Annotated in this window: 10 protein-coding genes; 4 read left to right on the top strand and 6 right to left on the bottom strand. The window is 67.8% G+C overall.

Translation table 11 applies throughout. The features are described from left to right. Positions 1-10: 10 nt before the first annotated feature. The 6 genes from aspA to B0293_RS42165 all read right to left on the bottom strand — a co-directional run bounded on the left by aspA (position 11) and on the right by B0293_RS42165 (position 5,492). Positions 11-1,399, bottom strand: coding sequence for an aspartate ammonia-lyase (aspA, locus tag B0293_RS42185; protein WP_005164970.1), 1,389 nt, complete (start codon positions 1,397-1,399; stop codon positions 11-13). A 10-nt stretch (positions 1,400-1,409) separates the two neighbouring features. Then, a complete protein-coding gene (locus tag B0293_RS42180) occupies positions 1,410-2,363 on the bottom strand; it encodes an asparaginase (protein WP_005164972.1) in 954 nt (317 codons plus the stop codon). Further along, positions 2,360-3,799, bottom strand: a complete 1,440-nt coding sequence (locus B0293_RS42175; RefSeq protein ID WP_005164974.1) for an amino acid permease — start codon at positions 3,797-3,799, stop codon at positions 2,360-2,362. Before B0293_RS42175 ends, B0293_RS42180 begins: the two co-directional genes overlap by 4 nt. 4 nt (positions 3,800-3,803) lie before the next feature. Next, on the bottom strand, positions 3,804-4,475 hold the full coding sequence (locus tag B0293_RS42170) for a FadR/GntR family transcriptional regulator (RefSeq protein ID WP_039919339.1): 672 nt from the start codon (positions 4,473-4,475) through the stop codon (positions 3,804-3,806). A gap of 98 nt (positions 4,476-4,573) precedes the next feature. Beyond that, positions 4,574-4,714, bottom strand: coding sequence for a hypothetical protein (locus tag B0293_RS43860; RefSeq protein ID WP_005164979.1), 141 nt, complete (start codon positions 4,712-4,714; stop codon positions 4,574-4,576). Between the two features lie 376 nt (positions 4,715-5,090). After that, a complete protein-coding gene (locus B0293_RS42165) occupies positions 5,091-5,492 on the bottom strand; it encodes a nitroreductase/quinone reductase family protein (protein WP_005164981.1) in 402 nt (133 codons plus the stop codon). A 131-nt stretch (positions 5,493-5,623) separates the two neighbouring features. Between B0293_RS42165 and B0293_RS42160 the strand changes: the two genes are divergently transcribed. From B0293_RS42160 to B0293_RS42145, 4 genes are all read left to right on the top strand, one after another. Then, positions 5,624-6,709 carry a plasmid pRiA4b ORF-3 family protein gene (locus tag B0293_RS42160; protein WP_245192075.1) on the top strand — a complete coding sequence of 362 codons (1,086 nt, stop codon included), beginning with the start codon at positions 5,624-5,626 and terminating at the stop codon, positions 6,707-6,709. Between the two features lie 202 nt (positions 6,710-6,911). Continuing rightward, complete coding sequence (gene dnaE / locus B0293_RS42155) at positions 6,912-10,496, top strand: DNA polymerase III subunit alpha (protein ID WP_005164987.1); 3,585 nt, start codon at positions 6,912-6,914, stop codon at positions 10,494-10,496. Then, the gene (locus tag B0293_RS42150; RefSeq protein WP_005164989.1) at positions 10,496-11,968 is read left to right on the top strand and encodes an MFS transporter; all 1,473 of its coding nucleotides are present in this window, start codon (positions 10,496-10,498) and stop codon (positions 11,966-11,968) included. Before dnaE ends, B0293_RS42150 begins: the two co-directional genes overlap by 1 nt. 456 nt (positions 11,969-12,424) lie before the next feature. After that, a complete protein-coding gene (locus tag B0293_RS42145) occupies positions 12,425-13,633 on the top strand; it encodes a low temperature requirement protein A (RefSeq protein ID WP_005164990.1) in 1,209 nt (402 codons plus the stop codon). The last annotated feature ends 261 nt before the right edge of the window (positions 13,634-13,894 follow it).

Raw genomic sequence — 13,894 nt, 5'->3', positions numbered from 1 at the left:
CCCGCTGGTCTCAGGAAAGCCGCGCGAGCGTCTCCGGCTTCAGCAGCTTCGCCAGTTCTTCGGCGGGAAGAAGGCCTTTCTCGACGACGAGTTCCGCCACGCCACGCCCGGTCTCGAGCGCCTCCTTGGCGATCTCGGTCGCCGCCGCGTACCCGATGCTCGGGTTCAGCGCGGTCACCAGCCCGATCGAGTTCTCGACGTAGCCCCGCATCACGTCGGCGTTCGCGGTGATCCCGGAGACGCATCGCTCCGCCAGCACCAGGCAGGCCGACCGCAGATGCGTGATGCTCTCCGAAAGCGAGTGCAGGATCAGCGGTTCGAACGCGTTGAGCTGCAGCTGGCCCGCTTCGGCCGCCATCGTGACGGCGACGTCGTTGCCGATGACCTCGAACGCGACCTGGTTCACCACCTCGGGGATCACCGGGTTGATCTTGCCGGGCATGATCGACGACCCCGCCTGCACCGGCGGCAGGTTGATCTCGTTGAGCCCCGCCCTCGGCCCGGACGAGAGCAGCCGCAGATCGTTGCAGCTCTTCGAGAGTTTCACCGCGATCCGCTTGAGCACACCGGAAAGGTGCACGAAGGCGCCGCAGTCCTGCGTCGCCTCGACGAGGTCGGCCGCGGTCACGACGGGCAGCCCGGTGATCTCGCGCAGATGGGCGACGGCGGCTTCGGCGTACCCGGGCGCGGCGTTGAGGCCGGTGCCGATGGCGGTCGCGCCGAGGTTGATCTCGTGCAGCAGCGCCACCGCTTCGGTGAGCCGCAGCCGGTCCTCCCCGAGCATGACGGCGTAGGTGCCGAACTCCTGTCCCAGCGTCATCGGGACGGCGTCCTGCAGCTGCGTACGTCCCATCTTCAGCAGGTCGTGGAACTCGACGGCCTTGGCGGCGAACGCCTGCTCCAGCACGACCATCGCCTCGGCCAGCTCCCGGACGGCGATGATCGTGGCGACGTTGACCGCGGTCGGGTACGCGTCGTTGGTCGACTGCCCGAGGTTCACGTGCTCGTTCGGGTGCACGCGGGCGTAGTCGCCTTTCTGGTGCCCGAGCAGTTCGAGCGCGCGGTTCGCGATCACCTCGTTGGCGTTCATGTTCGTCGAGGTGCCCGCGCCGCCCTGGATGACGTCGACGACGAACTGATCGTGCAGCGCGCCTTCCCGGATCTCGCCGCACGCCCGCCGGATCGCGTCGGCGACGTCCGGCTCCAGCAGGCCGAGGTCGGCGTTGGCGCGGGCGGCCGCCTCCTTGACCGACGCGAGCGCCTCGATCAGATGCGGGTACGCGGAGATCGCGGTGCCGGTGATGGGGAAGTTCTCCCTGGCGCGGGCGGTGTGCACACCCCAGTAGGCGTCGGCCGGAACTTCCTTGTCTCCCAGCAGATCGTGTTCCACGCGGTGCATCGAAAGCTCCTCAGGCGGCGAGATGGTGTTCGGCGAGCGCGCCCGTCACGCGCAAACCGGGGGCCGGCTCCAGTACGTCCTGCTCGACACCGCACAGCGCGAGCGCGGCGGCGAGTACCGGTCGCCGTGCGCGGTCGCCGCCGTCGGCGATCTTGATCGCGATCGCCGTCCCGTCCGGCAGGGCCGCGACCTGGACGGCCTCGAAACCGTCCTTGGCGATCAGGCCGGGCACCGCGCGCATCAGCGCGGTGACGTCGCGACGCGTACCGGCGACCAGTTCCGGATGCTTCCGGATCCCTTCGGCGACAAGGCTTTCCGGGTTCCCGGCGGAAGCGGCGGCGATCTTGCCGATCGCACTGGCGAGGCCGCGCAGCGAGACCGCGAACAGGGGAGCGCCACAGCCGTCGACGGCGACCTTCGGGATCCGCTGCCCGGTCAGGTCCTCGACGCAGCCCGCGATCGCGCGCTGCAACGGGTGTCCCGGATCCAGATAGTCCTTTGTGGACCAGCCGTGCAGGCGGCAGGTCGCGAGCATCGCCGCGTGCTTGCCGGAACAGTTGTGCGCCAGCCTCGAAGCGGCGCGCCCCGACGCGATCCAGGCGTCGCGTTCGACGGGGTCGAACGGCAGGTCTTCCGGCGTCCGCAGGTCTTCCGCGGTGCGCCCGGCGCCGACGAGGGTGTTGAGCGCCTCGGCCAGGTGGATCTCCTCGCCGGAGTGACTGGCCGCGCCGACGGCGAACCCGGCCGGGCTCAGCTCGACGCCGAGCCGCGCCATCGCCGTGGCCTGCAAGGGTTTCGCCGCCGAGCGCGGGTAGAACGCCGCCTCGATGTCACCGGCGGAGAACAGCACCCGGCCGTCCGGCGCGAGCACCACGGCCGAACCGTGGTGCACCCCCTCGACCATTCCGTCGCGGAGGAGATGCACCAGCGGTTCGTGGGCGGGTACGCGGATCTCGGGGATCACAGCTTCGTCTTCTCGAAGACGTCCATGTTGATCCGCTTGCGGACCCCGAACCAGCCGGCGACCAGCGCGAGCCCGATGACGGGCAGGCAGTACAAGGTGATCCGGCCGGTCTCGTCGAAGCCCATCAGCACGACCACCGCGGCGAGGAAGACCAGCGTCGCGATCTCGGTGTAGGGCGAGAACGGCAGGCGGTACGACGGGCGTTCCACCTCGCCGAGTTTGGCCTTGCGCACGAACAACAGATGCGAGAGCACGATGATCGCCCAGGTGCCGAGGATGCCGATGGCGGCGAAGTTCAGCACGATCTCGAAGGCCTGGCTGGGCACGACGGCGTTCAGGCCGACACCGACCACGCAGACCGCGGAGGTGAGCAGGATCCCGCCGTAGGGCACGTGGTTCTTGTTCATCACGCCGGTGAACTTCGGCGCGGACCCGGCCAGCGACATCGACCGCAGGATGCGCCCGGTCGAGTAGAGCCCCGAGTTCAGGCTGGACAGCGCCGCCGTCAGCACCACCAGGTTCATCACGTTGCCCGCCTGCGGCACCCCGACGTGCGAGAGCACGGTGACGAACGGGCTCTCGCTCTTCGAGTAGGAGCTCCACGGCATGAGCATCGCCAGCAGGACCACCGAACCGACGTAGAAGATCCCGATCCGCCACATGATCGAGTTGATCGCCTTCGGCATGATCTTGCGCGGGTTCTCGGTCTCGCCGGCGGCGACACCGACCAGCTCCACCGAGGCGTAGGCGAACACGACGCCCTGGACGATCAGGACCATCGGCAGCACCCCTGCCGGGAAGATCCCGCCGTGGTCCGACAGCAGCGAGAAGCCCGGGACCTGGCCGTCGATCGGCTGCTGGGTGACCAGCAGGAAGATCCCGATCCCCATGAAGGTCACCAGCGCGGCGACCTTGATGATGGCGAACCAGAACTCCATCTCGCCGAACAGCTTGACCGACACCATGTTCAGCGCCAGCACCACCGCGAGCGCGATGAGCGCCAGCACCCACTGCGGGATGGGGGTGAAGAACGACCAGAAATGCGCGTACAGCGCGATCGCGGTGATGTCCGCGATACCGGTCGTCGACCAGTTCAGGAAGTGCATCCAGCCCGCGACGAACGCGCCCTTCTCGCCCATGAATTCCCGGGCGTAGGAAACGAAGGCGCCGGAGGAGGGGCGGTACAGGATGAGTTCGCCGAGCGAGCGCACCACGAAGAACGCGAAAAGGCCGCAGACCGCGTAAACGATCGCGAGAGCCGGGCCCGCCTGCGCGAGCCGACCGCCCGCGCCGAGGAACAGGCCGGTGCCGATGGCGCCGCCGATCGCGATCATGTTGACGTGGCGGGGCTTCAGCGCTTTGTCGTAGCCGGCGTCACCGGCGTCGGCCGGCACCGGCGCGGTTTTGCCGTCCGCGCTGAGGGTCTGTTCGGTCACGGTGTCAGTCGTCCTTGTTCTGCTGCGTCGGGCGGCCTGGCCGCACGATGGTGGTAAGCGCGTTCTCGACGTGCTCGAGATGGGAGGTCATCGCCGCGACGGCGTCCGCCTCGGATCCGGCGGCGATGGCGGTGACGATCTCACGGTGCTCGGTGTTCGAGCGGGTCCGACGGTCCCCCAATTGGTTGAGAAAGGAGGACTGCCGGGCGAGCGCGTCCCGGATCTCTTCGATGACCTTGCCGAACACCGGGTTGCCCGAAGCCTGGGCGATGGTGATGTGGAACAGCGAGTCCAGCGCCACCCACGCGGTGTTGTCGGTTTCGAGGTCCATGCGCTCGACGAGGTGACCGAGCAGGTCGAGGTCGTCGGTGCTGCGGCGCACGGCCGCGTACCCGGCGACGGGGATCTCGACGTGGCGCCGGACCTCGAACAGGTCACGGGCCGAATAAGTGCCGAAGGTGGGGTTCTCGACCGGCCCGGTGGCGGTCACGAAGGTCCCTTTGCCCGTTTTGGACACGGTGAGCCCGAGCGCTTGCAGGCCGCGCAACGCTTCGCGGACGACCGACCGGCTGACCTCGAACTCCTTGCCGAGCGCGGATTCCGACGGCAGCTTCTGCCCGACGGGATAGTCGCCACGCTCGATGGCGCCGCGGAGATGGGCCAGAACGGCCTCCATCGCGCTGACGCGCCGTGGACCACCATGTCCGGCTGTCTGGCTGTCAGACAGGTTCATGAGACGAGATCGTGCGGTCGGTCCAACGCTTTGTCAAGCGATCAGTCGAGGGGCCCGATCCACGCTGCGAGGTTCGCGTCGACGAGGTATTCGCCCGAGAATTCGAACCCGTGCTGGGCGTCTTCGTAGCCGCGGAGTTCCGCGCTGACACCGGATTCCCGCGCGGAGGTGGCCAGTGTCACAACGTCGTCGTGAGGGTCGTCCGACTCGTCACGCGAACCTCCCGGTTCGGTGTCCTGTCGGATGCCAAGTCCGTGAAGGCCTCCTTGAGGGACTCTGGGTCCCTCAAGGAGGCCTTCACGGACCGGCGTTCGGCAGTGATCAGCGAGGTGAGGGGGCTTTCCCCGCATTGCACGAGAGGAAAGTCCCCTTCACCGCGGGTCTTGCGGTCCTCGTGGGCGGCGAAGTCCCGGAAGCGTTGCGAAAGCCACTTTCGCAACCTTCAACGTTGCGGAAGTGGCTTTCGCAACACCCGAGGTCGGGGTGCGGGCGAGCGACTGAACACGCCACATTTGCCGTACCCCCAAAGAACCCGAATCGCCACTCACGACGCCCGCGTCATACGCGCTGGAGCGCGACCACCGGGAACGGCCTGCTGGTCTTCGACTGGTGCTCGGCCAGCCGGGGGAACGCCTTCGCCTGCTTCGCGAACAGACGGTCCCTCGCTGCTCCGGTGACCTCGACCGCGTGGGCGGTGAAGGCCTCTCCGTCCGCTTCGACGTCGACAGACGGCTCCGCGACCAGATTGCGGTACCAGTCCGGATGCCCGGGAGCACCGCCGTTCGCGGCGAACACGACATAACGGTCGTCGTCGGCCAGGAACAGCATCGGCGTCACGTGCCGCCGTCCGGTGCGGGCGCCGGTGGTGGTGAGCAGCAACGTCGGGAGACCGTCGCCGTGGCGGCCGTTCGCGCGGAACTCCGCGATCACGCGTTCGTTCATGGCCTGCAGGTCGATCATCAACTCTCCGGGCGGTTCGGTGATCTTGGCGGCTGGTCAGTCTGCCCATCCGCGCCCAGGTCGGCAAGCATTTTTCGATCATGGCTGCTCACGGCGCCGAAACTGTCGGTGCCGCTGGCGATACTGCTCCCGTGTCCCCCGTCAGCCGCGGCCGCAAGCCCGCCAAAAGACCGAAGCACCAGCGCTCCCAGCGGACGCGTCCGCCCTTGGACGTGACCAGGGTGGAGCGCTGGCCGAAGCTGCTCCACGGGCCGATCGAGCTGTCCGGCTGCGTGGTCCAAGGAGAGGTCGATCAGGACCTGGTGGTCCTGGCCGCCACGCTGACCGCCGGCAAACGCTCGGTCGGCGTCGAGGTGGTGGTCAACGATCGCGAGGTCGACGTGATCGAGCTCCACCCCGAGCCCGAGGACGCCCTGGCGCTTCTTCGTCGCGGCTTCGAGGTGGCCGAGGCACCGCTGACGCCCGAGGAGTTCCGGAGCCAGGTCGAAGCCGCGCTCGTCGCCAAGGCGGACAAAGACGCCTGGCTTCGGGAGAGAGTCCCCAGGCTCCTGGAGCTGGGGGACAGGCCGGAGCCCGATCTGCCCGAGCGCGCGATCCAGCTGCGCCGATGGCTCGGTCTGCCCGCCTACGAACCGCTGCCCCGCTTGCCGTCGGCCGATCCGCTGCCGCTCGTCCTGCCCCGATCCTCGACGGTCACCGGACTCCGGCTGGCGGTCGCCCTGTCCGAGCCGGACGACGCGATCTGGCGACGGCTCGAAGTCCGCTCCGACGTCACCCTCGCCGGACTGCACCGGATCCTCGCGGCCGCGTTCGACCGCGACGAGCGGTGGCATCACCGGTTCGAGACCGCGTACGGCGGCTTCAGCGTCGATGCCCAGAGCGGTGAGGGCGACCGCCTGGACGACGAAGTGACACTGGGCCAGGTCGTCACCTCGCCCGGCCACCGGCTCGTCTACGAGACGGAGGGCTGGTGGCACTGGATCCGTGTGGAGAAGCTGGTCGGCCCGCCTCGCACGGCGCGTTGCCTCGACGGGGAGCGCGCCGCCCCGCCGCCGGAATGCGAGGACATGAGCGGCTACGAGACGTTGCTGGAAGCCCTGCGCGATCCGGACGACGAAGAGAACGAGGAACTGATCGAAGAGTTCGGCGGCCGCGGGTTCGATCCGGAGTGGTTCGACAAGGAGGTGGTCGACGAGCGGCTGGCCCGGCTGAGCTGACCCGGCGCCCCGTTCGGGGGTAACCGAAGTCGTCGCGAATCCGTGCCGCGTGGGTGCTTGGCGATGGCCGGTCGGAGGTAGAGACTGGCCCTCGCCGGGGTGCTGGCCCGCCCGGGCGCCGAGATCCTTCGGCGCATAAGGTGGGAGGACCGGCCCGCGTCAAGCAGCCAGGGATCCGTCTGCCTAGGGGAGGTTTTCGCTGGTGTCGAACGATTCCTTCGTCCACCTGCATGTGCACACCGAGTACTCGATGCTCGACGGTGCGGCGAAGATCGCCCCCTTGTTCAAGGAGGCGGCGCGCCTGGGCATGCCCGCGGTCGGCATGACCGACCACGGGAACATGTACGGCGCGGACGAGTTCTACCAGCAGGCGGTCAAGCACGACCTCAAGCCGATCATCGGCATCGAGGCCTACATCGCGCCGGAGAGCCGCTTCCACAAGAAGCCGGTCTTCTGGGGACAGGCCAACCAGCGTGGCTCGGACGAGTTCGGTGAGGGCGGTGACGTCTCCGGTAGCGGTTCGTACACCCACATGACGATGCTCGCCGAGAACTCCACCGGCCTGCGCAACCTGTTCAAGCTCTCCTCGCTCGCGAGCATGCAGGGGTACTACCGCAAGCCCCGGATGGACCGCGAGCTGATCGCGGAGAACCACCAGGGCATCATCGCGACCACCGGCTGCCCGTCCGGCGAGGTCCAGACCCGGCTGCGGCTGGGGCAGCGCACCGAAGCGATCCAGGCCGCGTCGGACTACAAGGACATCTTCGGCGCCGACAACTTCTTCCTCGAACTGATGGACCACGGCCTGCCGATCGAGCGGTCGGTCCGGGAGGGCCTGCTCGAGATCGGCAAGCTGCTCGACCTCAGGCCGCTGGCCACCAACGACTCGCACTACGTCACCAAGGACCAGGCCGACACCCACTCCGCGCTGCTGTGCGTGCAGGCGGGCAAGACGCTGAACGACCCGAACCGGTTCAAGTTCGACGGTGACGGCTACTACCTGAAGTCGGCCGCCGACATGCGCGAGTACTGGGACAAGGAGGTCCCCGGCGCCGCCGACTCGACACTGCTGATCGCCGAGCGCGTCGAGTCCTACAAGGACGTCTACACGCACAAGGACCGGCTGCCGTTCTTCGAGGTCCCGGACGGCTACGACCAGGGCACCTGGCTGCGGGAAGAGGTCGCGCGCGGCCTCAAGTGGCGGTACCCGGAGGGCGTCCCGGACGAGTACTACAACGAGCGCATCGAGATCGAACTCGACGTCATCATCGGGAAGGGCTTCCCCGCCTACTTCCTCATCGTCGCCGACCTCATCAACTACGCCCGCAAGGTCGGCATCCGCGTCGGCCCCGGCCGTGGTTCCGCCGCCGGTTCGCTGGTCGCGTACGTGCTCGGTATCACCAACCTGGACCCGATCCCGCAGAAGCTGCTGTTCGAGCGGTTCCTGAACCCCGAGCGCGTCTCGATGCCCGATATCGACATCGACTTCGACGACCGCCGTCGCGGCGAGATGATCCGGTACGCCACCGACAAGTACGGCGTCGACAAGGTCGCGCAGGTCATCACCTTCGGCACCATTAAGACCAAGGCGGCCATCAAGGACTCCGCCCGGGTCCACTTCGGCCAGCCCGGCTACGCGATCGCGGACCGGATCTCGAAGGCGCTCCCGCCGCCGATCATGGCGAAGGACATCCCGCTCTCGGGCATCGTCGACTCGAAGCACGAGCGGTACGGCGAGGCCGCCGAGGTCCGGGCGCTCGTCGAGACCGACGAAGAGTGCAAGACGATCTTCGAGACCGCCCGCGGCCTCGAAGGCCTGATCCGCAACGCCGGCGTCCACGCCTGCGCGGTCATCATGTCCTGCGACCCGCTGACCGACGCGATCCCGCTGTGGCAGCGTGACGACGGCTCGATCATCACCGGCTGGGACTACCCGTCGTGCGAGAACATCGGCCTGCTGAAGATGGACTTCCTGGGCCTGCGGAACCTCACCGTCATCGGTGACGCGATCGACAACATCAAGACCAACCGCGGGGTCGACATCGACCTCGACACCCTCGGCGTCGAAGACCCGGAGACGTACAAGCTGCTCGCCAGGGGAGACACGCTCGGCGTGTTCCAGCTGGACGGCGGGCCGATGCGTGACCTGCTGCGCCGGATGCAGCCGACGGTGTTCGACGACATCGTGGCGGTGGGCGCGCTGTACCGCCCCGGCCCGATGGGCATGAACGCGCACAACGACTACGCCGACCGGAAGAACAATCGGCAGAAGGTCAAGCCGATCCACCCGCAGCTCGAGGAGCCCCTGAAGGAGATCCTGGCCGACACCTACGGCCTGATCGTCTATCAGGAGCAGATCATGCACATCGGCCAGAAGGTGGCCGGGTACACGATGGGCCGCGCGGACGTGCTCCGCCGGGCCATGGGTAAGAAGAAGAAGGAAGTCCTCGATCTCGAGTACGAGGGCTTCGAGGCCGGGATGAAGGCCAGCCCGCTGATCGAAGGCGGGTTCTCGCCGGAAGCGGTGAAGGCGCTCTGGGACACGATCCTCCCGTTCGCCGGCTACGCGTTCAACAAGAGCCACGCGGCCGCGTACGGCCTGATCTCCTACTGGACCGCGTACCTCAAGGCGAACTTCACGCCGGAGTACATGGCCGCGCTGCTCACGTCGGTCGGTGACAACAAGGACAAGTCGGCGGTCTACCTCTCGGAATGCCGCCGCCTCGGGATCAAGGTGCTCCCGCCGGACGTCAACGAGTCGGCGCTGAGGTTCGCGGCCGTCGGGGAGGACATCCGCTTCGGCATGGGCGCCGTCCGCAACGTGGGCGCGAACGTCGTCGAGTCGATCATCAAGACCCGTGCGGAGAAGGGGAAGTACTCCTCCTTCACCGACTTCCTCGACAAGTCCGAACTGGTGGCCTGCAACAAGCGGGTCATCGAATCGCTGATCAAGGCGGGCGGGTTCGACTCGCTCGGAAACTCCCGCCTTTCGATGATCCAGGTGCACGAGGACGCGGTCGAGGCCGTCGTCCCGCTCAAGCGCCAGGAGGCGATGGGCCAGTTCGACCTCTTCGGTTTCGGCGGGGAGGACGACGCGGAAGCCGCGGCGTCCTCGTCACCCCTCGCGCACCTGAAGTTCGGCGAAGAGGAGTACCCGCGCAAGCAGCTCCTCGCCTACGAGCGGGAGATGCTCGGCCTCTACGTCTCGGCGCACCCGTTGGACGGCGCCGAACGCATCCTGCGCAAACACGCGCCGAGGCCGATCGCCGCGATCATCGCCGACCCGCCCAAGGAAGGCGAGCTGATCATCTCCGGGCTGATCACCTCGCTGGAGCGCCGGGTCAACAAGAAGGGCGAGCCCTGGGCGATCTGCACCGTCGAGGACATGGACGCCTCGCTGGAGGTCCTGTACTTCCCGAAGTCCTACGCGATGTTCTCCGCGGACCTCATCGAGGACAACGCCGTCCTGGTCAAGGGCCGGGTGAACTGGCGCGAGGACAAGATGTCCATCTTCGGCGGCGGGCTCGTGCCGCTCGACCTGTCCGAAGTCGGCAACGGTGACGACGACCTGCCGCTGGTCCTGCTGGCCGCCGCGGAGAAGATCGACCAGTCGGTGGTCAGCGAGCTGAAGCAGACCTTGCTGGCGCACAAGGGCGAGACCCCGGTGCACCTCAAGCTGGTCGGCAAGAACCAGACGGTCTTCGCGCTCTACGACTATCCGGTCAAGGTGACGTCGATGCTGATCGGTGAGCTCAAGGGCATCCCCGGGATCGCCGCCAGCACCTGATGAGCACGTACGAACCCGACCCCCGGCGCTGGAAGGCGCTCGCCGTCTCCCTCGCCGCCGGGTTCATGGGCCTGCTCGACGTCAGCATCGTCAACACGGCGCTGCCCTCGATCCAGAAGGACCTCGGCGCGTCGAGCGGCGCGATCCAGTGGATCGTTTCGGGCTACGCGCTGGCCTTCGGGCTGGTACTGGTGTCAGGAGGCAGGCTCGGCGACGCGCTCGGCCGCCGCCGCATGTTCCTGTTCGCGCTCGCCGCGTTCGTGCTGACCAGCGCGTTCGCCGGTGCCGCGCCGGACGAGACGACGCTGATCATCGCGCGGCTCATGCAAGGTGTGGCGTCGGGAATGCTGACGCCGCAGAACAGCGGGATGATCCAGGACCTGTTCCGCGGCGCGGAACGAGGCCGCGCGTTCGGCATGTTCGGCGCCACCGTCGGCATCTCGACCGCCGTCGGGCCGGTGCTCGGGGGCGTGATCCTCGCCGTCTTCGGTGACCCGGAAGGCTGGCGCTGGGTCTTCTTCGTGAACGTGCCCATCGGGATCCTGGCGTTCGCCTTGGCCTGGAGATGGCTCCCGAAAGACCAGAGATCCACGAGAAGCCTGCGGGGCGAGATCGACGTCGTCGGCATCCTGCTGCTGGGGGTCGCCGTGCTCGGCGTCCTCCTGCCGTTGATCGAATCCGAACAGGGCGGGCTGAGCGAGCTGTGGTGGCTGTTCGCCGTCGCGGTGGTCTTCGGAATCGCGTTCGTGCGCTGGGAGCGTTCGATGGTGCGGCGCGGCCGTCCGCCGCTGCTGGACACGCGCCTGTTCACCGGCACCCCCGGCTACGCGGCGGGCTCCGCCGTCGGTGCGCTGTACTTCACCGGATTCACCGGGATGTGGCTGGTCTTCGCGATCTTCTTCCAGCAGGGCCTCGGCTACACGCCGCTGCAATCGGGGCTCGCCGTCACCTCGTTCGCGCTCGGCTCGGCCGTGTCGGCGGCGATCGCGGGACGGCTGGTGCCGAAGTGGGGCCGCAAGCTCACCGTCACCGGGCTGGCCATGGTGATCACCGGGATGGTCGCGGTCGCCGTCCTTGCCGGTCAGGCCCCCGGCGCCGCGGCGGGCTGGTGGTTCGCGGTGCCGTTGCTCGTCGCCGGTGTCGGTGGCGGCATGGTCATCTCGCCCAACACCACGCTGACCCTGGAATGCGTCCCGACGTCGATGGCGGGGGTGGCGGGGGGAGCGCTGCAGACCGGTCAGCGGATCGGCACCGCGATCGGCACGGTCGTGCTGGCCTCGGTCTTCCACGCGGTACTGGGCGCGAACGGCGGGTACTCGTCGGCGCTGACCGCGGCGATGCTGTGCGCCGCCGGGCTGACGTGTTCGGCGCTTTTACTGGCCGTGATCGAGCTGCGTGCGCGTCGGAAGCGGCGTTCGCTCACTGAGGGGGAGGAAGTCGCCCGGGCTTCCGCCGACAGTCAACGCGGCTGAGTCGTCCGTGCGTACCGACGACTACGTTCGGCAAGACCCGATGCTCCATCCGAGTGACTGAGGCTGTCATCCTCTGGTGCTACTCAGAGCAACCGGGTAGACCTTACGGAGCCTTCACTGCTGTGTCATGGCTACCGACAGTGGTATTTCTGTCGATCGATCGGGGATGGATCGATCGGCGAAGCGATCGTGGTGAGTCCGGAGTTCTCAGGAATGGACACCCACGGTCACGGGCCGGTGGACAGCCGTCGGCGTCCGCGGGGGACCGTTCGGCGGCAGCCGGCTCACACCACTGGCGAGCCGAGTACCCGGTGAGGCATTCGCGCGGGTGGGTCCGCGCGGGGTCGCCTGGGGAGGTGCACCCGGCTCGGACCCACCCGCTGCGCGTCTCTCCGAGTGTGTGAACCGCTTCCGGCTGCGAAGATCTTCGCGAGTCCGAGACAGCGAGGAGCGGAGATGGCGGAGACTTCCGATCGGCGGAATCGGCTGCGGGTCTGGTACCGGCCGATGACGATGCGCGATTCCGGTGAGGGGCACCGGGTCGCGACTCCGTTGGAGCTGTTGTTCGACCTGTGTTTCGTGGTCGCCGTCGCGCAGGCCGCGGCCGGTCTGCACCACGCGATCGCCGAGAACCACATCGGGCACGGGGTACTCAGCTTCGGCATGGTGTTCTTCGCGATCTGGTGGGGCTGGCTGAACTTCAGCTGGTTCGCGTCGTCGTTCGACACCGACGACGTGCTGTACCGGGTGGTGACGCTGGTGCAGATCGCCGGTGGGCTGACCGTCGCCGCCGGTGTCTCGTCGGCCTTCGACGGCGATTTCAGGATCATGGTCGCCGGCTACGTCCTCATGCGGCTGGCGATGGTCGTGCAATGGCTGCGCGCGGCGCGGACCGATCCGCAGTGCCGCCCCGCAGCGGTGCGGTACGCCATCGGAATCACGATCGTCCAGATCCTGTGGGTCGTCCGGCTCGGCCTGTCGGAGTCCCTGGCGCTGCCGTCGTTCTTCGTGCTCCTGGTGGCCGAACTCGCGGTCCCGGTGATCGCTGAACGCAAGCGCTGGACCGGCTGGCATCCGCACCACATCGCCGAGCGCTACGGCCTGTTCACGATCATCGTGCTGGGTGAATCCATCCTCGGCGCGACCACCGCGGTCAAGGAAGGGCTGGACAAGGGCGAGCACACCGGCAGCCTGATCTCACTCGCCGCCGCGGGACTCGTATTGGTCTTCTCCCTGTGGTGGTTGTACTTCGACCAGCCGGGCCACGTCCGGCTCGAGAAGGCGAAGAGCCTGTTCACCGTCGCGAGCTGGGGCTACGGGCACTACCTGATCTTCGCGTCGGCGGCCGCGCTCGGCGCCGGTCTCGAAGTCGCCGTCGACTACGACACCCACGCCGGGCACGTCGCCTCGCTGCCCGCCGCCATGGCCACGACCGTGCCCGTCGCGATCTACCTGCTGAGCGTCTGGCTGATGCACATCGGGCCCACCAACGAATGCCGGCCGATCGCGATCGGCTTCCCGGTGACCGCGGTGCTCGTGCTCGCCGCGTCGTTCACGCCGGCGCCCGTCCACATCACCGCCGGGCTCGCCGCCGCGCTCGTCGTCCTGACGGTGGTCGCCACGCACGGAGAGCCGGTTCCGGGGGAGGCGGCGCCCGAGGGGTAGATCGACGCAGGTCAGAGCGTCGGCGCGAAAAAAGGGACCCCCCTGTAAACGCCGGTTTCGGGCCGTGTAATGTTCTCTTCGTCGCCAGGGAAACCGAGCGGCCGCCGGGAACACGAACCAAGCTCCCACCAGATGGTGGTAGAGTGGGTGGTCCCGAACCGGAGAGGTAACTCTACCCCCGCTGAAACGGCAGTTTCGAGCAGGTGTTAGGGTGTGCTCCGAACAAAAGCCAAGAAATAACTGCTTCGAATAAGGCCGGGC

It is taken from the genome of Amycolatopsis azurea DSM 43854 (assembly GCF_001995215.1).
GTDB classification, from domain to species: Bacteria; Actinomycetota; Actinomycetes; order Mycobacteriales; family Pseudonocardiaceae; genus Amycolatopsis; species Amycolatopsis azurea.
Note: the sequence above shows the minus strand (reverse complement) of the source record. Positions and strands in the feature narration are given on the sequence as shown.